This is a genomic window from Kribbella sp. NPDC051936, assembly GCF_040680955.1.
In the GTDB taxonomy this organism is placed as follows: Bacteria; Actinomycetota; Actinomycetes; order Propionibacteriales; family Kribbellaceae; genus Kribbella.
This window is the reverse complement of the sequence record NZ_JBFAXS010000001.1, coordinates 621,157-638,678: the sequence shown is the minus strand read 5'-3', so window position 1 is coordinate 638,678 and position 17,522 is coordinate 621,157. Positions and strand designations below refer to the sequence as shown.

Here is a 17,522-nt window from a genome sequence, read left to right as displayed (position 1 = left end):
CGATGCTCAGGTGCAGGTCAAATCCCCGCACCGCCCCAAAGCAGCCGAGGAGCGTGTCCCCGATGAAGGCAGTCCTGCGACCGAGCCGCCATACCAACCGCCACCCCGTCGACCAGGTGCTGCCGCCTGCGAAGCTTGCGGTGTACGGCGCTCAGCACGTACTGGCGTTCTACGCCGGGGCGGTGATCGTACCGATCCTGCTCGCCAGTGCGATCGAGCTCAGCACCGAGCAGCTCATCCACCTGATCAACGCCGACCTGTTCACCTGCGGCATCGCGTCGATCATCCAGTCGGTCGGCTTCTGGAAGGTCGGCGTCCGGCTGCCGCTGCTGCAGGGCGTGACGTTCACGGCGGTCTCGCCGATGATCGCGATCGGCCTCGCGGCCGGCGGTGGCACCGACGGGCTGCTGGTGATCTACGGCGCCGTCCTGGTCGCGGGACTGGCCACGTTCTTCATCGCGCCGTACTTCAGCCGGCTGATCCGGTTCTTCCCGCCGGTGGTGACCGGGTCGGTGATCACGATCATCGGTCTGGCGCTGCTGCCGGTCGCGGCCGGGGACGCGGTCGGCGGCGCCGGCCCGAGCGCCGCGCCGACCAGCGGCAAAAACATGGCCTACGCACTCGGCACGCTGGCGCTGATCGTCCTGATTCAGCGGGTGTTCAAGGGCTTCATGGCGACCATCGCCGTCCTGCTCGGCCTGGTCGTCGGGACGCTGGTCGCCTGGGCGTTCGGGGACGCGCATTTCGGCGCGGTCGGCGACGCGGCCTGGGCCGGGGTGACCACGCCGTTCTACTTCGGCTGGCCGAAGTTCTCGATCGCCGCGATCATCTCGATGGTCGTGGTCATGCTGATCACGGCGGTCGAGACCACCGGCGACGTGTTCGCGACAGGCGAGATCGTCGAGAAGCGGGTCGGCCGCGAGGACATCGCGCGGGCGCTGCGGGCCGACGGCCTGGCCACCACGATCGGCGGCGTCTTCAACTCGTTCCCGTACACCTGCTTCGCGGAGAACGTCGGCCTGGTCCGGCTGACCCGGATCCGCAGCCGGTGGGTGGTCGCGGCCGCGGGCGCGATCATGATCCTGATCGGCCTGGTGCCGAAGGCCGGTGCGATCGTGGCCGGCGTACCGCATCCGGTGCTCGGCGGCGCGGCGCTGGCGATGTTCGCGACCGTGGCCGTGGTCGGGTTCCAGACGCTCGCGAAGGTCGACTTCCACGACCACCGCAACGTCGTGATCGTCGCGACCAGCGTCGGGCTGGCGATGTACGTGACCGCGCAGCCGCAGGTCGCGCAGGCCGTACCGAACTGGGCCGAGATCATCTTCGGCAGCGGCATCACGCTCGGCAGCCTGACCGCGATCGGCCTGAACGTCCTGTTCCACCACGTCGGCAAGAACTTCGGGCCCGCGGTGGCGGGCCAGCCGGGTGACACGGTCCGGCTCGACCAGGTGAACGAGATGACTCGCGAGGAATTCGTCGAGACGTTCGGTCCGCTCTTCCAAGGTCCGCGCTGGGCCGTCGAGCGGGCCTGGGAAATGCGGCCGTACGCCGACACGCACGCGCTGCGCCGCTCCTTCCAGGAGGCGCTGTTCTCGGGCTCCCGCGAGGAGCAGCTGCAACTGATCCAGGCGTACCCGCGGCTCGGCTCGCAGTTCGTCGCCGACGGTCTCAGCGGCGAGGCGTCGCTGCGGGACCAGTCCGACAAGGGGCTGACGTTCCTCGGCGACCCCGAGCGGGACGAGCTGACCGCGATCACCTCGGCGTACGAGGACCGGTTCGGGTTCCCGCTGGTGATCTCGGTCCGCGACGCCGAGTCGTACGAGCGGATCGTCGAGCAGGGCCGGGAACGGCTCGGGAACTGCGAGAACCAGGAGCACGCCGCCGCCCTGCTCGAGATCGCGAAGATCGCCGGCTACCGATTCGACGACTTCGTCTCCGACGCCAATCCGATCCACAGCGCACGCACCCGATGGAGCACCAACCGATGACTACCCAAGCCCTGCGCGCCCCCGCCTTGACGGTGAACGGCGAACTCACCGCGATCGGCGCGGTCTCCGTGCACACGACGGTTCTGGACTGGCTGCGCGACCGCGGCCTGACCGGCGCCAAGGAGGGGTGCGCGGAGGGCGAGTGCGGTGCCTGTTCCGTCCTCGTCGCCCGCCCCGGCACCGACTCGCGCACCGAGTGGACCGCGGTGAACGCGTGTCTCCTGCCGGTCGCGTCCCTCGACGGCCAGGAGGTGATCACCTCCGAAGGCCTGGGCACCCCCGCCGACCTGCACCCCGTGCAGAAGGAGATGGCGGTCCGCGGCGGCTCCCAGTGCGGCTTCTGCACGCCGGGCTTCATCTGCAGCATGGCCGCCGAGTACTACCGGCCCGGTCGTGCTTGTGGTGAAGGTGACCACGAGCATGGCGCGAACGGGTTCGACTTGCACGCGTTGAGCGGGAACCTGTGCCGGTGCACCGGCTACCGCCCGATCCGGGACGCGGCCTATGCGTTGGACATGCCTGCGGAGAACGACGCGCTCGCCGTACGCCGTGACACGCCGCCGCCCGCCCCGGCGCCGACCGGCATGGTGTCTCCGGAAGGCGAGTTCGTCCGCCCGGCGTCACTCGGCCAGGCGCTTGCGGTGCTGGGCGATCGGGACGATGCGGTGGTCGTTGCCGGTTCGACCGATCTCGGTGTTCAGGTGAACATCTTCGGTGACCGCCCGTCGCTCACCGTCGCGATCGACCGGCTGGAAGAGCTGCGGGAGTTCTCGTTCGGCGACGACGAGGTGCGGATCGGCGCGGCGCTCACGCTGACCGAGATCGAACGGCGGCTGGCCGGGCGGATCCCGCTCCTCGACCAGCTCTTCCCGCAGTTCGCCTCACGCCTGATCCGCAACGGCGCGACGATCGGCGGGAACCTGGGGACCGGATCACCGATCGGCGACACTCCACCCGCACTCCTGGCACTGGACGCGGAGCTGGTTCTCGCATCCAGCCGGGGCGAGCGGCAGGTGCCGCTGGCCGAGTACTTCACCGGCTACCGGCAGAGCGTGAAGGCGCCGGACGAGCTGATCAGGACGATCGTCATTCCGTTGCCCTTGGCACCGATGAGCGCGTTCCACAAGATCGCCAAGCGGCGCTTCGACGACATCTCGAGCGTCGCGATCGGGTACGCCGTCGACGTCGCCGACGGCATCGTCCGGGACGCGAAGATCGGGCTGGGCGGTGTCGCGGCGACCCCGCTGCGCGCCCGCGAGACGGAGGGGGCGCTGATCGGCCGGCCGTGGACCGAGGAGACCGTGCGGACGGTCGCCGCTGTGATGGCGGCCGAGGGTACGCCGATGGACGATCACCGCGCGAGTTCGTCGTACCGCTCCGCGATGCTCGGCCAGTCCTTGTTGCGCTTCTACTTCCAGGGGGTCGGCGCATGAGCTCGTTGTCTGAACGGCCCGCCGCGGCCGTGGTCGGCGTACCGATGCCGCACGAGAGTGCTGCGCTGCACGTGACCGGTGCGGCGTTGTACACGGACGATCTGGTGATGCGCACCCGCGACGTACTGCACGCGTGGCCGGTGCAGTCGCCGCACGCGCATGCCCGGGTCACCGCGTTGCGCGTGAAGCCGGCGTACGACGTACCCGGTGTGGTCCGCGTCCTGACGGCGGACGACGTACCAGGGGTGAACGACGCGGGCGTCAAGCACGACGAGCCGCTGTTCCCGGGTGAGGTGATGTTCAACGGGCATGCGGTGTGCTGGGTGCTCGGCGAGACGCTGGAGGCCGCGCGGCTGGGGGCGTCGGCGGTCGAGGTCGAGTACGAGCCGCTGCCGTCGCTGGTGACCGTTCGCGAGGCGATCGAGGCGGAGAGCTTCCAGGGCATCGGGCGGCACCTGGAGCGCGGCGACGTCGAGCAGGCGCTGGCCGGGGCGGAACACGTGTTCCGTGGCGAGTTCGAGTTCGCCGGGCAGGAGCACTTCTACCTCGAGACGCACGCGGCACTGGCGCTGGTCGACGAGTACGGGCAGATCTTCGTGCAGTCCAGCACGCAGCATCCCTCGGAAACGCAGGAAATCGTCGCCCACGTGCTCGGGCTGGCCAGCCATTCGGTGACCGTGCAGTGCCTGCGGATGGGCGGCGGCTTCGGCGGCAAGGAGATGCAGCCGCACGGCTTCGCCGCGATCGCCGCGCTGGGCGCGACGCTGACCGGCCGGCCGGTGCGGTTGCGGCTGAACCGCACGCAGGACATGACGATGTCGGGCAAGCGGCACGGGTTCCACAGCTCGTGGACCGTCGGCTTCGGCGCCGATGGCAAGCTTGTCGCGCTGGACGCGACGCTGACCGCCGACGGCGGGTGGAGCCTCGACCTGTCGGAGCCGGTGCTGGCGCGGGCGATGTGCCACATCGACAACGCGTACGAGGTCCCGCACGTCCGGGTCGACGGCCGGATCGCGAAGACGAACAAGACGTCGCAGACCGCGTTCCGCGGGTTCGGCGGGCCGCAGGGCATGCTCGTGATCGAGGACATCCTCGGACGGTGCGCGCCGCTGCTCGGGTACGACGCGGCGGAGTTGCGCCGGCGGAACTTCTACCAGCCAGGCGACTCCACGCCGTACGGGCAGCCGGTCCGGCACGCGGATCGGCTCGAGTCGTGCTGGTCGCAGGTGCTGGCCAACGGAGAGATTGCCGAGCGGCAGGCCTCGGTGGAGGCGTTCAACGCGTCGCACGAGCATGTGAAGCGCGGGCTGGCGCTGACGCCGGTGAAGTTCGGGATCTCGTTCAACCTGACCGCGTTCAACCAGGCGGGCGCGCTGGTGCACGTCTACAAGGACGGGTCGGTGCTGATCAACCACGGCGGCACGGAGATGGGCCAGGGCCTGCACACGAAGATGCTGCAGGTCGCGGCGACCACGCTGGGTGTGCCGCTGGCGCGGGTACGGCTGGCTCCGACGCGGACCGACAAGGTGCCGAACACCTCGGCGACCGCGGCGTCGTCCGGTGCCGATCTCAACGGCGCGGCGATCAAGAACGCGTGCGAGCAGATCCGCGAGCGGCTGGCGCAGGTCGCCGGCGGGAAGCTCGGGATCAGCCCTTTGGATGTCCGGTTCGTCGATGGAGTCGTCCGCGGGCTGTCCGGGGACGGCGTGGACTGGAACGAGCTGGTCAATCTCGCGTACCACCAGCGCGTGCAGCTGTGGGCGGCCGGCTTCTACCGGACCGAGGGGCTGCACTGGGACGCGAACGCGATGCGCGGCGAGCCGTTCAAGTACTTCGCGTACGGCGTCGCGGCCGCCGAGGTGGAGGTGGACGGGTTCAGCGGCGCGTACACGCTGCGCCGCGTCGACATCGTCCACGACGTCGGTGACAGCCTCAGTCCGCTGATCGACATCGGCCAGATCGAGGGCGGTTTCGTGCAGGGCGCCGGCTGGCTGACGCTCGAGGATCTCCGCTGGGACGAGAGCTCCGGTGATCGGCGTGGGCGGCTGTCCACGCAGGCCGCGAGCACGTACAAGCTGCCGAGCTTCTCGGAGATGCCCGAGGTCTTCAACGTCACGCTGCTGGAGAAGGCACACGAAGAGGGCGCCGTCTACGGCTCCAAGGCGGTGGGCGAACCGCCGCTCATGCTGGCGTTCTCGGTCCGCGAGGCCCTGCGCCAGGCTGCGGCCGCCTTCGGCCCAGCCGGCACCAGCGTGGATCTGCCGTCGCCGGCCACACCGGAGGCCGTGTACTGGGCGGTCGATCGGGCCCGGGGAGGTATCTCGTGGAGTGGGTGAAAGCCGTTCAGCGGTTGCGATCCGGACGGCGGGCCGGCGTACTGGTCACCGTCGTGTCCGTTCGAGGACATGCTCCGCGGGAGGCCGGCGCGAAGATGGTTGTTGCTGCCGACAACGTCTGGTCAACGGTCGGCGGCGGGAATCTCGAGGCGTTGGCGGTCGAGCGTTCGCGGCAGATGATCGCCGACGGCCTGACGACCCCGGAGGAGCTGACGGCCGCGTTGTCCGACAAGGCGCCGTACCAGCACGGAGTGCAGTGCTGTGGTGGTGAGGTGAAGCTGTTGCTGGAGCCGTTGCCGGTCGTTCCGTCGGTGGCGATCTTCGGGGTCGGGCACGTCGGCCTGGAGCTCGCGCGGATCCTCGCCCGGCACGATCTCGAGCTGCACCTGATCGACTCCCGGGCCGATCAGCTGACGGCCGAGCGGCTGTCGGCGCTGGACGCTGCGGTCGCGCACGTCCACGTCCACAACGTGCCGGTGCTGCCGGAGCTCGTCGTCGGCGAGCTCCCGCCCGGCACCCACGCGGTGATCATGACCCACGACCACGCCGAGGACGCGGCTCTGTGCGACGCCGCGATCCGCAAGGAGGACCTCGCGACGATCGGCCTGATCGGCTCCAGCGCCAAGTGGACGCGGTTCCAGCGCAAGCTCGCCGAGGACGGCAACCCGCCCGAGGCGATCGCGCGGATCACCACACCGATCGGCCTGCCCGATCTCCCCGGCAAGGAGCCGGCCGTGATCGCGGTCAGCGTGGCCGCGTGGCTTCTGCAACGGTTCGCGGCCGAACGGCCACCCGCACCGTCCCGATCCGCCGAGCGATCCGCCCGGCCCGAATCCGCCGACCGGCATCCCGCGTCGGCTCGTCCTGCCGTGCGTCGCCCCACGCCGGCTCAGCGTGAGGCACAGGCATGACTCTTTATCGTGGCACGTTCATCGACACGCCGGAGAACCCGTTCGACGGCGCCGGCCTGCGGGTCGGCAGCGACACGGGGCTGCTGGTCGATGACGGGCTGATCGTTGCCCGGGGCCCGTTCGCGGAGCTCCGCCAGGCGCATCCCGCCGAGCAGGTCGTGGACCTGCGCGACGGCGTCGTACTGCCCGGATTCGTCGACACCCACGTGCACTTCCCGCAGATTCGCGCGGTCGGCGGTCTCGGGCTGCCGCTGCTCGAGTGGCTCGACCGGTACGCGCTGCCCGAGGAGGCGCGGATGGCCGACGTGGACTACGCCACCGGTGTGGCGAACGAGTTCGTTCGCGGGCTCGCGGCCGCCGGTACGACGTCGGCGCTCGTCTTCGGCGCGCACTACACCGACGCCGTCGACGCGCTGTTCGGCGCCGCGTCCAAGGTCGGCCTGCGGGTGACGAGCGGTCTGGTGCTCAGCGACCGGCTGCTCCGGCCGGAACTGCTCACCACACCGGTCCGCGCGTACGCCGAGTCGCTCGCGCTCGCGAACCGCTGGCACGGCACCGGCCGCAACCGCTACGCCGTGACGCCGCGGTTCTCGCTGTCGTGCACCGACGAACTGCTCGCGACCTGCCGGGAGCTGATGGAGGCGATCCCCGGCGCGCTGTTCACCTCGCACGTGAACGAGAACGAGGCCGAGATCGCGTCGGTCGCCGACCTGTTCGGCGGCTGTGACTACGTGACGACGTACGACCGGCACGGCCTGGTGGACCGGCGTACCGTCCTCGCGCACAACGTGCACCCGACGGACGTCGAACTGAAGACGCTGGCCACCAGCGGCGCGACGGTCGCGCACTGCCCGACCAGCAACGCGGCGCTCGGCAGCGGACTGTTCCCGCTGACCCGGCACCTGCAGTTCGGGGTCCGGGTAGCGCTCGGATCGGACGTCGGCGCGGGCACCGGCTTCTCGCTGCTGAAGGAAGGCCTGCAGGCGTACTTCTGCCAGCAACTCCTCGGCGACCAGGGCCGACCGCTCACCGCAGCCCACCTGCTCTACCTCGCCACGACAGCCGGCGCCGAAGCCCTGGACCTCCCCCACGTCGGCCACCTCTCGGTCGGCCAGCACTTCGACGCCCAACTCCTCCGCCCCGCGGAAGGCTCCCCCCTGGCCGTAGCCATCACCCACGCCGAAGACACCGAAGAAGCCCTCGCCCGCATCTTCACCCTAGGCACCCCCGCCGACGTCCAGGCCGTCTGGATCAACGGCGACCTGCTGCACCACTAACGAACCTGGTCGAGCGCCGCGCGAAGGTCGGCCCCGGAGGCGTCGGACGACACCTGCTCGGGTCAGGGAACAAGCAATTGCTTGTTCCCAGACCCCGCCGTGTGTCTCTTCAGCGCGTCCCAGATCCGGGCGGCCGTGTCGCGCGGGTGGTCGAGGTCGGCCCAGCCGACGCGGAACACGCCGTACCCGTGTTCGCGGAGGCGGTCCTCGCGCCACTTCTCCGCGAGTACGGCGTCCGCGGTGTTGCCGTACTTCAGCGCGCCGTCGAACTCGATGACGAGCACGCCCGCGAGCAGGAAGTCGACCCGCCCGATCAGCCGGCCGAAGGCATCCCGGATCTCCACCTGCAGCTGCGGTGCCGGCAGACCGTGGTTCGCCAGCAGCACGCGCAGGCGCGATTCCCCGACCGACTCGCTCAAGGCGTTCGCGAACTGCGCGGCGGCCGTCGCGGCCGGAGAGCCGTGCCGGCGCCGATGCCGTCGTACGACGTCGGCCAGCCGCTCCGGGGTGGTGAGCCGCATTCGGAGCGCGGCGTCCGCGAGGACCACGCCGACTTCGTACGAAGTCGTACAAGCGGTCTCCACGATCGCCCGATCGACGCTCGTGAGCCGCAGACCGCCGACCTCCACGAGCTCGTCAACAGCAGGCGTTCCGCGGTGTATCCGGATCCCTCGACCGCTCCGGGCGCGGCCTGACGCGACGCGAGTGAAGTGCGCCCTCGTCAGATCGGTCCCCCAGACAGGCAGACCGTGGAGCACGGCCGCGGACTGATGGCTCACGACGACGTCACCGAGCCGCGCGCTCGCCATCCGCACGTTCAGCAGATGGAGCCGGATCGCGCGCTCCCACGGCGGCTCGTCGGCCGGCCAGCCGCGCGGGTCGACGTACGAGTTGAAGCTCAGTCGGAGCCACTGCCCGCTTCGCACCCGCTGCCGCAACTCGCTGTCGCTGTACCCCGCGGCGACCGCGTCCGGGCGCGTGAACCACCCGCCCCGCTCGGCCGCAATCACTTCCAGTCGCCTGTTCATGCCCAAGAAGGTGCACGTTCCGCACCCCGCCCGGACGTCCGATCGCGCATCTGTGGATAAGCCCCGGGGTCCCGAGACAGGTTATTCCTTGTTCCCCGACCCCGGCGCCTGTCCACTCACCCCAGCAACCGGGCTTGGGTCCGAGCTACGTCGGTGGAAAGGGTGGGTTCGTCGGCGGTGCGGAGTACGTCGTGTTCGACGATGGGGTGGCCGTTGCTGAGGAGGAGGGTTAGGGGTGGGGGTGTGGAGAGAGCGAGGGCTGCGATCGGGTCGGGGATGCCGGCGTGGGGGAGGGTGGTGAGGTTCCAGACGGCGAGGTCGGCGAGTTTGCCGGGTTCGAGGGAACCGAGGTCGGCGGAGCGGCCGAGGATGCGGGCGCCGTCCAGAGTCGCCATTTCCAGTGCGGCGCGGACGGTCAGGGCTTGTGGGCCGCCGCGGGCTCGGGCGAAGAGGAGGGCGTGGCGCAGTTCCTCCACCAGGCTGCCGGATTCGTTGCTGGCCGCGCCGTCCACGCCGAGGCCGACGGGCGATCCGGCGGCGCGGAGGTCTGCGGCGCGGGCGATGCCGGCGCCGAGGCGGGCGTTGGAGCTGGGGCAGTGGGCGACGCCCGTACCGGTGCCGCCGAGGTGCTTGATCTCCGCGTCGTCGAAGTGGATGCCGTGCGCGAACCACACGTCCGGACCGGTCCACCCGAGCTGGTCGGCGTACTCCAGGGGCGTACACCCGTGCGTCTCCTGGCACCACGAAGTCTCGTCGGTGGTCTCGGCGAGGTGCGTGTGCATCCGTACGCCGCGACGCCGCGCCAGCTCGGCCGACTCGCGCATCAGTTCACCGCTCACGCTGAACGGCGAGCACGGCGCGACCACGATCTGCAGCATCGAGTCCGGTGACGGGTCGTGCCAGCGGTCGATCGCGGCCTCGGTCGCGGCGAGGATCTCGTCGCGGTTCTCGACCACGGAATCCGGCGGCAACCCGCCGTCCTTCTGACCGCGGTCCATCGAGCCGCGCGCGGGGTGGAACCGCAGACCGATCTCACCCGCGGCGGCGATCTCGGCCGCGAGCAGGTCGCCGCCGTCGCGCGGGAACACGTAGTGGTGATCGGCCACGGTCGTGCAGCCGGTCCGCGCGAGCTGGGCGAGTGCCGCCCGTGCCGCGACGTACACGGTTTCCTCGGAGATCCGCGCCCAGACCGGGTACAGCGTCGTCAGCCACTCGAAGAGCGTCGCGTCAGCGGCGAGCCCGCGCGTCACCCACTGGTACAGGTGCTGATGCGTGTTCACGAACCCCGGCGTGACCAGGCAGCCCCGCCCGTCCACGATGCGAGCATCGTCGTACGACGGCGCGGGCCCCGGCCCGACCGCGACCAGGCGATTGCCCTCGGCAACCACGTGGCCGACGAACTCGCGCCGGGCCGGATCGAGGGTCGCCACGTAGGCGCCCTCGATCACGGTCCTGCTCAACAGAATCCCGGCGTCGCGTGCCAGGCGGACCCGGCGTCGCCGGCGTCGTCGCGTGTCACGGTCGCCTCGATCAGGCCGTACGGGCGGTCCGCGGCGATGAACACCTCACCCGGGTTCTCCACCCCGAACGGCGACAGGTCGACCAGGAAGTGGTGCTTGTTCGGCGCCGAGAACTTGATCTCCGCGACTTCCGGATGCGCCTCCAGCACCGCGGAACCCATGCCGTAGAGCGTCTGCTGCAGGGCCAGGCTGTGGATGTTCGCGAACCGCTCGAGCAGCAGCCTCTTGATGCCGTCGTACGACTTGTCCCAGTCGACCGAGCCATCCCCGGTCGGACTGGCGTCGTACCGCCAGCGCGCGACCAGCGACGTCGCCAGGATCCGGTCGTCGGTTTCCTGCAGGGTCGTGTACCTGTCCTTCAGGAAACCGTGGAACTCCGACCCGGTCGACTTCAGCACGACGAGATCGCTGATCCCGGAGACGACGTACGCCTTGCGCTGCGCACCCCGGCCCTCGACGTTGACGACGGTGTTCCGGACGCCGGTGCCGGCCCGGACGAACGCGTGGTCGTGGTCGTCGATGCGCTCCCAGGCGTACTCCTCGACCTCGATCCGCGCGCCCTCCGCGGCCGGCGACGCGTCCAGGAAGTGTGCGCCGAGCGTCAGCGCGTAGTCCTCGATCGCCCCGATCCCCTTCTCCTTGGCGAAGGCGAACGCGGTGTTCTTCTGCGTGTCGGTCGGCAGTACGTCGGCCTGGTCGCCGGTCGTGTGCGCCGCCTCGAAACTGCCGCGGAGCGACGTCGACACGTTCAGGTCGCGGATCTGGTGCCGGGGCGTGTCGCGGTAGACGCGGACGACGCGGTTCTCGGCTTTGCCGTACTGGTTGGCGCCCAGGTGGATGGCCATCGGAGGTCAGCTCCCTCGGTAGGTGGAAAACGCGAACGGGCTGAGCAGCAACGGGACGTGGTAGTGCCGCTCGTCGGCGACCGTGAAGGTCACGGAGACCTCGGGAAAGAAGATGTCCTGGCCGGTGGCCTTCGCGTACGCCGCGACGTCGAACCAGAGCCGGTAGGTGCCCGGCTCGAGCTTCGGTTGCAGCTCGGCGATCCGGCCGTCGGCGTCCGTCGTACCGCCGGCCTCGAGGGCGTCGCCCCGGTAGAGCCGGACCTCGACGTTCTGCGCCGGTCGCCCCAGCGCGGTGTCGAGGACGTGCGTGCTGAGCGAGCTCATGCCTCCACCACCTTGCTCAACCGGAGCAGCGCGATCTTGCGCAGCTCCTCGTGGACGACGGTTGCCTCGGTCGCGTCGTCGTGCGTGAGACGGGTCCGCAGGCTGTCCAGCATCTGCGCCGCGGACAGCCCGGTCGCACAGATCAGGAACACCCGGCCGAACCGGTCCTCGTACTGACGGTTGCCCTCGGCAAGTTCCTGCCGGACCGCCGGGTCCGCGCCGACGCCGGACTGCTCGTTCCGCGACCAGCTGGCCTCGGCACCCGCCCCCTGCGGGCGGTCACCGATCCGCGGGTGCGCCTGGAGCGCGCGATCGACCTCGTTGTCGTCGAGCTCGCGGAGCAACTGGTCGGCGACCGCGGTCAGCGCCGCGCGATCGCCGTACGGCCGCTTGGCCAGGATCGCGTCGACCCAGCGGGGCACGTCGCAGCAGGCCGCCAGTGCCGGCCGGAGCCGGTCGGCCGCAGTGGAGTTGAACTCCTCCAGGTCCACGGATCACACCTTCTCGAATCCCGAAATCGACTTTCCGTATGACGAGAGCGTGACACCCGCTCCGCCTGTCGTCAACAGTTTGTTGAAAATCAGCGGGCGCGGTTCAGGTAGTTGTAGACGGTGAAGCGGGTGACGCCGAGCGCCTCGGCGACGATCTCGGCCGACTTGCGGTACTCGAACGCGCCGCGCGCCTCCAGCAGCAGAACGGCCTGCTGTTTGTCATGCCGGGACAGGTCGCGCAGCGGACCGCCCAACTCGTCAGCTACCTCTGCCAGCAGGCCCTGCACACCGCCGGCGTTTGTTCCGGCGCCCATACCGGCCACGGCGGCAGCGGTGCCGCCGTCGGCGGGTTTCGGCAGCCGGACGGCGACCACCGCCTCTCCTTCCCACCTCAGCGGGATGTCGTCGTCCCGGGCGTCCGCCGGCGCGATCAGCTCGGCGTTCAGCCGCTCCACCAGCGGCGTGATCGCCTCGACCAGGGGATGCTGCTCAGGCATCGCGCCGTACCTGCAAGGTCACTTGGCTCGCGCCGCCGGCGAACGCCGCCTCGAGCACTTTCGGGAGGGCGGGCAGCAACAGGTGCTGTTCGCCGCTGACCTGCGTACCGAGCGGGCCGAAGTCGCAGTCGAGCCCGGCCTCCTCCGCCGCGCGCAGCGCCTCGGTGGCGTGCGCGGGCGGCGACCCGTCCACGTCGAACGGTTCCGTGGTGAACTCCGCAACCAGTCGCATGGTGCGAGGCTAGGGCATGTCCCGGCGGGCGAGTCGAGCCAGGGCCGCGGTGTCGAACTCGGTCGTCTCGATCGCGCCGCACTCGATGCCGCGCAGCACGAAACCGGCCAGGGCGACAGCCGTCGCCGGCTCGTCGAGGTAACCCGACTCGCCGTCACCCAGGTACGCCCGCAGACGCTGCGCGGCCTCGTCGTACCCCTCCCGGTAGAAGAGGTACGTCGCCGCGAAGCGGGTCGGCAGCTGGGCGGGATGCATGTCCCAGCCCTGGTAGATGCCGCGCGCGAGCGAACGCCGTACCAGCCGGAAATGCAGCCGCCACGCGTCGTGGACCGCGTCGCCTACCGGCACGACGTTGGTCGAGCCGTCGGACACGAAGACGCCGGTACCGGCCGCGGCCAGCTGCATCACGTCCTTCGCGTGGTCGGCGACCGGGTGCTCCATGCTCTGGTACGCCGCCGCGACGCCGAGCGAGGCGGAGTAGTCGTACGTGCCGTAGTGCAGCCCGGTGACGCGCTCGCCGCCGGCCTTGACCATCCGGGCGATCAGCGCGGTACCGTCCGCGCCGAGGATCGCCTGCGGGGTCTCGACCTGGATCTCGAAGTTCAGCCGCCGTACGCCGTGCTTCTGCTCGAGTGTCTCGAGGACGTGCACCATCGCCTCGACCTGCTCGACCGAGGTTACCTTCGGGAGCGTGATGACGAAGCCGTCGTCGACCGCCCCGAGGTGCTCGAGGAACAGGTCGAGCGTGCGGACTCCGCGTCGCCTCGTTGGCGCCTCCAACGACTTGATCCGCAGACCGTGGTACGGCGTCCGCGGGCCGGCCGCGAGAGCTTCGGCGGCGGCGATCGCCGCGGCGTCCTCCTCGTCGTCCGGCCGGTTGCCGTAGCCGTCCTCGAAGTCGATGCGGAGATCCTCGATCGGCTCGCGCTCGAGCTTGGCGCGGACCCGCTCGTACACGTCGTCGGTCAGATCGGCCGCGACGATCTTCGCAAGGTCGGCGGCCGAGCCGGCGTACTCGTCGAGAGCCGCACGGGCCTGCGCGCCCCAGTCGTCCACCGTGCGGACGTCGTACCGGTCGGCCGGGACGTACACGGTGTGGATCGGCTGCCGGACCCCGCGGTCACCGCGGTAGTCGGCGGCCAGCGCGGCGTCGGCAGCCGCCAGACGTCGGTCGAGCTCGGCCATCAGGTCGTCCACTGCAGCCTCCATTTCCGTATTGTGGAGACTAATATCTACTCTGCGGAAGGCGCAAGCATTCGACCTTCCGGGATCTGGCGCTAAACTTCCGTGATCCGGAAAGGTAGGTGTCATGGCGGAGACGAACGGCAAGGGCCGGACCGGCAGCGTGCAGTCGATCGAGCGCGCCTTCGGGCTGCTCGAGACGATGGCCGACGCGGGCGGGATGATGGGCCTGTCGCAGCTGGCCACGGCCTCCGGGCTGCCGCTGCCGACGATCCACCGGCTGGTGCGCACCCTGGTCGACCTCGGCTACCTGCGTCAGGAACCGTCGCGGCAGTACGTGCTCGGACCGAAGCTGATCCGGCTCGGGGAGAGTTCGTCGCACATGCTGAGTGTGTTCGCCCGGCCGCATCTCGCGCGGCTCGTCGACGAGCTCGGCGAGTCCGCGAACATGGCGATGCTCGACGGCGACCAGATCGTGTACCTGGCGCAGGTCCCGTCGCGGCACTCGATGCGGATGTTCACCGAGGTCGGCCGCCGCGTCCTCCCGCACTGCACGGCGGTCGGCAAGGCGATCCTCGCGCAGTACGCCGACGCCGAGGTCCGCGAGCTCCTGCGCCGCACCGGCATGCCGAAGCACACCGACAACACCATCACCAGCCCCGACGCGTTCACCGCCCAACTCCATCAGGCCGCCGGCGACGGCTATGCGATGGACGAGGGCGAGCAGGAGGTCGGCGTACGGTGCGTGGCGGTGGCGGTGCCCGACGCGCCCTCCCCGCTGGCCATCTCCATCTCCGGCCCCGCGGGACGCATGACCGAGCCGCTGGTAGAACGCGCCATCCCGCTCCTCACCCAGGCCGCCAAGTCGCTCTCCGAAGACCTCCACTGACAGCCCCGCCGCGGTGCTACCCGCGGTGAGACGGCGGCTGCAGGACGCAGAACTCGTTTCCGTCCGGGTCGGCCAGCACGTGCCAGCCCCACCCTGCCTCGACCACCAACTCACCACGCAGGTACTGCTGAGGTGTCCGCATTTCCCAGACAGTACGCACCTCGAGCTATCGGCTGTCGGTGCGCAGTCGGCCGTGCACGTGCCAGTCGTGCCAGCCGTCCGCGTGCATGATCGCCTGCCGCAGGGTGCCTTCGAGCTGGTAGCCGGCGTTCGTCGCGACCCTGCAGGACGCGGTGTTCGCGGTGGAGTGGTGGATGTTCAGCCGGTTGAACCCGGCCTGACCGAAGGCCCAAGCGGACAACGAGTCCACCGCTGCGGCTGCGACGCCCCGCCCACGGGCGGACGGTGTCACCCAGTAGGACAGTGCCGCCGAGCCTTGTGTCAGCGAGACCTCCCGCAGCCCGACCTGGCCGAGCGGCTCATCGTCATGACCGACGACTGCCCAACTCGCCGCCGTCTCCGCGTCCCAGTGATCAGCCCACTGCCCGACCCACTCCCCAGCCTCCTCGAGCGTGTCCAGGCGTCGAACATGCCACTGCTGAATGTCAGGACACCCGAACGCCGTTCGTACGACGTCGGCATCCCTCCCCTGCCAAGGCCGCAACAACAACCCGTCCCCCACCGCCAACCGCGGCTGCGCCACATCCCGCAAAGTCCCCCGAGACAACACCGATCCCACAAGCAGAGGCATCCCGAGATGCTATTCCGCCTGCCCGCCGGCCGGGGCCCTCAGGGGGCGTAGGTGCGCCAGTGTTCGGTGAGTTTGTAGCCGAGGGACTGGTTGGCTTGGAGGCTGGCCTGGTTGGCGGCGGCCCCGCCGGTGCTGAAGCGGGTGATGCCGATGTCGAGGAGGGCGAGGATCGAGGCGGCTTTCACGGCCTGCGCGACGCCGCGGCGGCGGTGCGTGGACAGGACCGACGTGAACCGCGTGTCCCCGAAGCCGTCCTTCGCGCGGATGACCGTCGCGCCGACCAGCCGGTTGCCGTCGAAGGCGCCGAACACCCGGTGCTCCGGCCAGAGCGCGCGGGTCTCGGCCAGCTCTCCGACCACGCGGTGCGTTGCGGGCGTGTACGGGTAGTCCGGCTCGTTGGACTTCTCCAGCTCGTGCAACTCCCGGGCGGACTCGGCGCCGAGCTCGCGGATCGTGAGTCCGCCGGCCGTGGCCCGGAGTACGGCGGACTCCAGCAGCTCCCGATCCGGGTCGAACAGCCGCACCGCCCAGGATTCGGCGACCACGCGGTAGCCGGCCGCTTCGAGCTCGGCGCACCGCGGGTCGTTGTCCTGGACGATCTCGTAGTCACCCACCCAGCGATTGTCAGCCCAGTTTGCGCAGCAGCGGAAGGACATCCTCGGTGAACTGGGTGAGGAAACGCTCCTGGTCGTTGCCCGGACCGTGGACGACGAAGTGGTTGAAGCCCGCGTCGGCGTACGGCTGGAGCTGCTTCACCGCCTCCTCCGGGTCCGACGCCACGATCCACCGCTTGGCGACCTGCTCGATCGGCAGCTCGTCGGCCAGCCGCTCCATCTCGGTCGCACTCGTCACGCTGTGCTTCTGCTCGGCGGTCAGCGACAGCGGCGCCCAGAACCGGGTGTTCTCCAGCGCCTGGGCCGGGTCGCGGTCGTAGGAGATCTTCACCTCGAGCATCCGGTCGACGTCCTCGAACTTCTTCCCGGCCTTCTCGGCGCCTTCGCGGACGGCGGGCATCAGCTGCTCGGTGTACAGGTCCATGCCCTTGCCGGACGTCGCGATGAACCCGTCACCGGCGCGCCCGGCGTACCGTGCGACCAGGGGCCCGCCGGCGGCGACGTACACCTTCAGCGGGGTCTCGGGGCGGTCGTAGATGAACGCGTCGACGGTCTTGTAGTACGGCCCGTCGGAGCTGACGCCGTCCTTCGTCCACAGGTCGCGGATCAGCTGCACCGACTCCCGGAGCCGGGCGAACCGCTCCTTGAACTCGGGCCACTCCATACCCGAGACCGCGATCTCGTTGAGCGCCTCGCCGCTGCCGACGCCGAGCATGACCCGACCCGGGTACAGCACGCCGAGGGTGGCGAACGCCTGCGCGATGACCGCCGGGTTGTAGCGGAACGTCGGCGTCAGCACCGACGTACCCAGCAGCACCCGGTTGGTCCGCTCGCCGACCGCGGCCAGCCAGGCGAGCGCGAACGGCGCGTGGCCGCCCTCGTGCCGCCACGGCAGGAAGTGGTCCGAAACGGTCACACTGTCGAGCCCGAGTTCCTCGGCCCGCACGGAGTACTCCACCAGATCCCGCGGCCCGAACTGCTCCGCCGAAGCCTTGTACCCGACCCGAATGCTCACCCTCTGCTCCCAACGTCGTCTGCGCGTACTCCGGAAGACAACCGCGCCCGGGTCCGACTTTATGCCGCCCGGCGGGCCTGATTGACTCCGGCCGCCGGGGTCGGGAAGGATGTGGATCCGGCGCGGCCCGCGCCTCACCTTCGTCGACCGGCCCCAGCTCGGTCACCGTGAGAAGGCAAAGGGACTCCC

General features: G+C 70.2%; 18 protein-coding genes. 6 read left to right on the top strand and 12 right to left on the bottom strand.

Annotation, left to right across the window (positions count from 1 at the left end):
• Nucleotides 1-62: 62 nt before the first annotated feature.
• From uraD (AB0L64_RS03305) to guaD, 5 genes are read left to right on the top strand one after another with little or no spacing between them, the layout of a single operon-like run.
• Nucleotides 63-1,988, top strand: coding sequence for a 2-oxo-4-hydroxy-4-carboxy-5-ureidoimidazoline decarboxylase (gene uraD / locus AB0L64_RS03305; protein WP_363707222.1), 1,926 nt, complete (start codon nt 63-65; stop codon nt 1,986-1,988).
• Nucleotides 1,985-3,421 carry an FAD binding domain-containing protein gene (locus tag AB0L64_RS03300; RefSeq protein ID WP_363707220.1) on the top strand — a complete coding sequence of 479 codons (1,437 nt, stop codon included), beginning with the start codon at nt 1,985-1,987 and terminating at the stop codon, nt 3,419-3,421. Before uraD (AB0L64_RS03305) ends, AB0L64_RS03300 begins: the two co-directional genes overlap by 4 nt.
• Entirely contained in the window at nt 3,418-5,757 is a 2,340-nt protein-coding gene (xdhB, locus tag AB0L64_RS03295; RefSeq protein ID WP_363707218.1) for a xanthine dehydrogenase molybdopterin binding subunit, read from the top strand. The genes AB0L64_RS03300 and xdhB overlap by 4 nt, the downstream gene beginning before the upstream one ends.
• Nucleotides 5,745-6,668 (top strand): xanthine dehydrogenase accessory protein XdhC, encoded by a 924-nt coding sequence (gene xdhC / locus AB0L64_RS03290; RefSeq protein ID WP_363707216.1) that lies wholly within the window; start codon nt 5,745-5,747, stop codon nt 6,666-6,668. The genes xdhB and xdhC overlap by 13 nt, the downstream gene beginning before the upstream one ends.
• Nucleotides 6,665-7,945: a guanine deaminase gene (gene guaD / locus AB0L64_RS03285; protein ID WP_363707214.1), complete on the top strand. Its 1,281-nt coding sequence runs from the start codon at nt 6,665-6,667 to the stop codon at nt 7,943-7,945. The genes xdhC and guaD overlap by 4 nt, the downstream gene beginning before the upstream one ends.
• A 62-nt stretch (nt 7,946-8,007) precedes the next feature.
• On the opposite strand, the gene AB0L64_RS03280 is transcribed toward guaD, so the two are convergent.
• The 8 genes from AB0L64_RS03280 to AB0L64_RS03245 form a co-directional block, all read right to left on the bottom strand.
• Complete coding sequence (locus AB0L64_RS03280) at nt 8,008-8,973, bottom strand: type IV toxin-antitoxin system AbiEi family antitoxin domain-containing protein (protein ID WP_363707212.1); 966 nt, start codon at nt 8,971-8,973, stop codon at nt 8,008-8,010.
• Nucleotides 8,974-9,089: 116 nt separating this feature from the next.
• A complete protein-coding gene (locus tag AB0L64_RS03275; RefSeq protein ID WP_363707210.1) occupies nt 9,090-10,433 on the bottom strand; it encodes an 8-oxoguanine deaminase in 1,344 nt (447 codons plus the stop codon).
• The gene (pucL, locus tag AB0L64_RS03270; protein WP_363707208.1) at nt 10,430-11,338 is read right to left on the bottom strand and encodes a factor-independent urate hydroxylase; all 909 of its coding nucleotides are present in this window, start codon (nt 11,336-11,338) and stop codon (nt 10,430-10,432) included. The genes AB0L64_RS03275 and pucL overlap by 4 nt, the downstream gene beginning before the upstream one ends.
• 6 nt (nt 11,339-11,344) lie before the next feature.
• On the bottom strand, nt 11,345-11,662 hold the full coding sequence (uraH, locus tag AB0L64_RS03265; protein WP_363707206.1) for a hydroxyisourate hydrolase: 318 nt from the start codon (nt 11,660-11,662) through the stop codon (nt 11,345-11,347).
• Nucleotides 11,659-12,153: a 2-oxo-4-hydroxy-4-carboxy-5-ureidoimidazoline decarboxylase gene (gene uraD / locus AB0L64_RS03260; protein WP_363707204.1), complete on the bottom strand. Its 495-nt coding sequence runs from the start codon at nt 12,151-12,153 to the stop codon at nt 11,659-11,661. Before uraD (AB0L64_RS03260) ends, uraH begins: the two co-directional genes overlap by 4 nt.
• A gap of 89 nt (nt 12,154-12,242) precedes the next feature.
• A complete protein-coding gene (locus AB0L64_RS03255) occupies nt 12,243-12,650 on the bottom strand; it encodes a helix-turn-helix domain-containing protein (protein ID WP_363707202.1) in 408 nt (135 codons plus the stop codon).
• Nucleotides 12,643-12,882, bottom strand: a complete 240-nt coding sequence (locus tag AB0L64_RS03250) for a thiamine-binding protein (protein WP_363707200.1) — start codon at nt 12,880-12,882, stop codon at nt 12,643-12,645. Before AB0L64_RS03250 ends, AB0L64_RS03255 begins: the two co-directional genes overlap by 8 nt.
• 9 nt (nt 12,883-12,891) lie before the next feature.
• Nucleotides 12,892-14,091 carry an aldolase/citrate lyase family protein gene (locus tag AB0L64_RS03245; protein ID WP_363707198.1) on the bottom strand — a complete coding sequence of 400 codons (1,200 nt, stop codon included), beginning with the start codon at nt 14,089-14,091 and terminating at the stop codon, nt 12,892-12,894.
• A gap of 100 nt (nt 14,092-14,191) precedes the next feature.
• Here AB0L64_RS03245 and AB0L64_RS03240 point away from each other — a divergent pair, with 100 nt between their 5' ends.
• Nucleotides 14,192-14,953 carry an IclR family transcriptional regulator gene (locus tag AB0L64_RS03240; RefSeq protein WP_363707195.1) on the top strand — a complete coding sequence of 254 codons (762 nt, stop codon included), beginning with the start codon at nt 14,192-14,194 and terminating at the stop codon, nt 14,951-14,953.
• A 16-nt stretch (nt 14,954-14,969) separates the two neighbouring features.
• On the opposite strand, the gene AB0L64_RS03235 is transcribed toward AB0L64_RS03240, so the two are convergent.
• Genes AB0L64_RS03235 through fgd form a run of 4 tightly spaced genes read right to left on the bottom strand, consistent with a single transcriptional unit; the run spans nt 14,970 to nt 17,333 of the window.
• On the bottom strand, nt 14,970-15,095 hold the full coding sequence (locus tag AB0L64_RS03235) for a hypothetical protein (RefSeq protein ID WP_363707193.1): 126 nt from the start codon (nt 15,093-15,095) through the stop codon (nt 14,970-14,972).
• 24 nt (nt 15,096-15,119) lie between these two features.
• Nucleotides 15,120-15,704, bottom strand: a complete 585-nt coding sequence (locus tag AB0L64_RS03230) for a GNAT family protein (RefSeq protein ID WP_363707191.1) — start codon at nt 15,702-15,704, stop codon at nt 15,120-15,122.
• Nucleotides 15,705-15,742: 38 nt separating this feature from the next.
• Nucleotides 15,743-16,318: a GNAT family N-acetyltransferase gene (locus tag AB0L64_RS03225; protein ID WP_363707189.1), complete on the bottom strand. Its 576-nt coding sequence runs from the start codon at nt 16,316-16,318 to the stop codon at nt 15,743-15,745.
• A gap of 10 nt (nt 16,319-16,328) precedes the next feature.
• Nucleotides 16,329-17,333 carry a glucose-6-phosphate dehydrogenase (coenzyme-F420) gene (fgd, locus tag AB0L64_RS03220; protein WP_355693103.1) on the bottom strand — a complete coding sequence of 335 codons (1,005 nt, stop codon included), beginning with the start codon at nt 17,331-17,333 and terminating at the stop codon, nt 16,329-16,331.
• Nucleotides 17,334-17,522 lie beyond the last annotated feature (189 nt).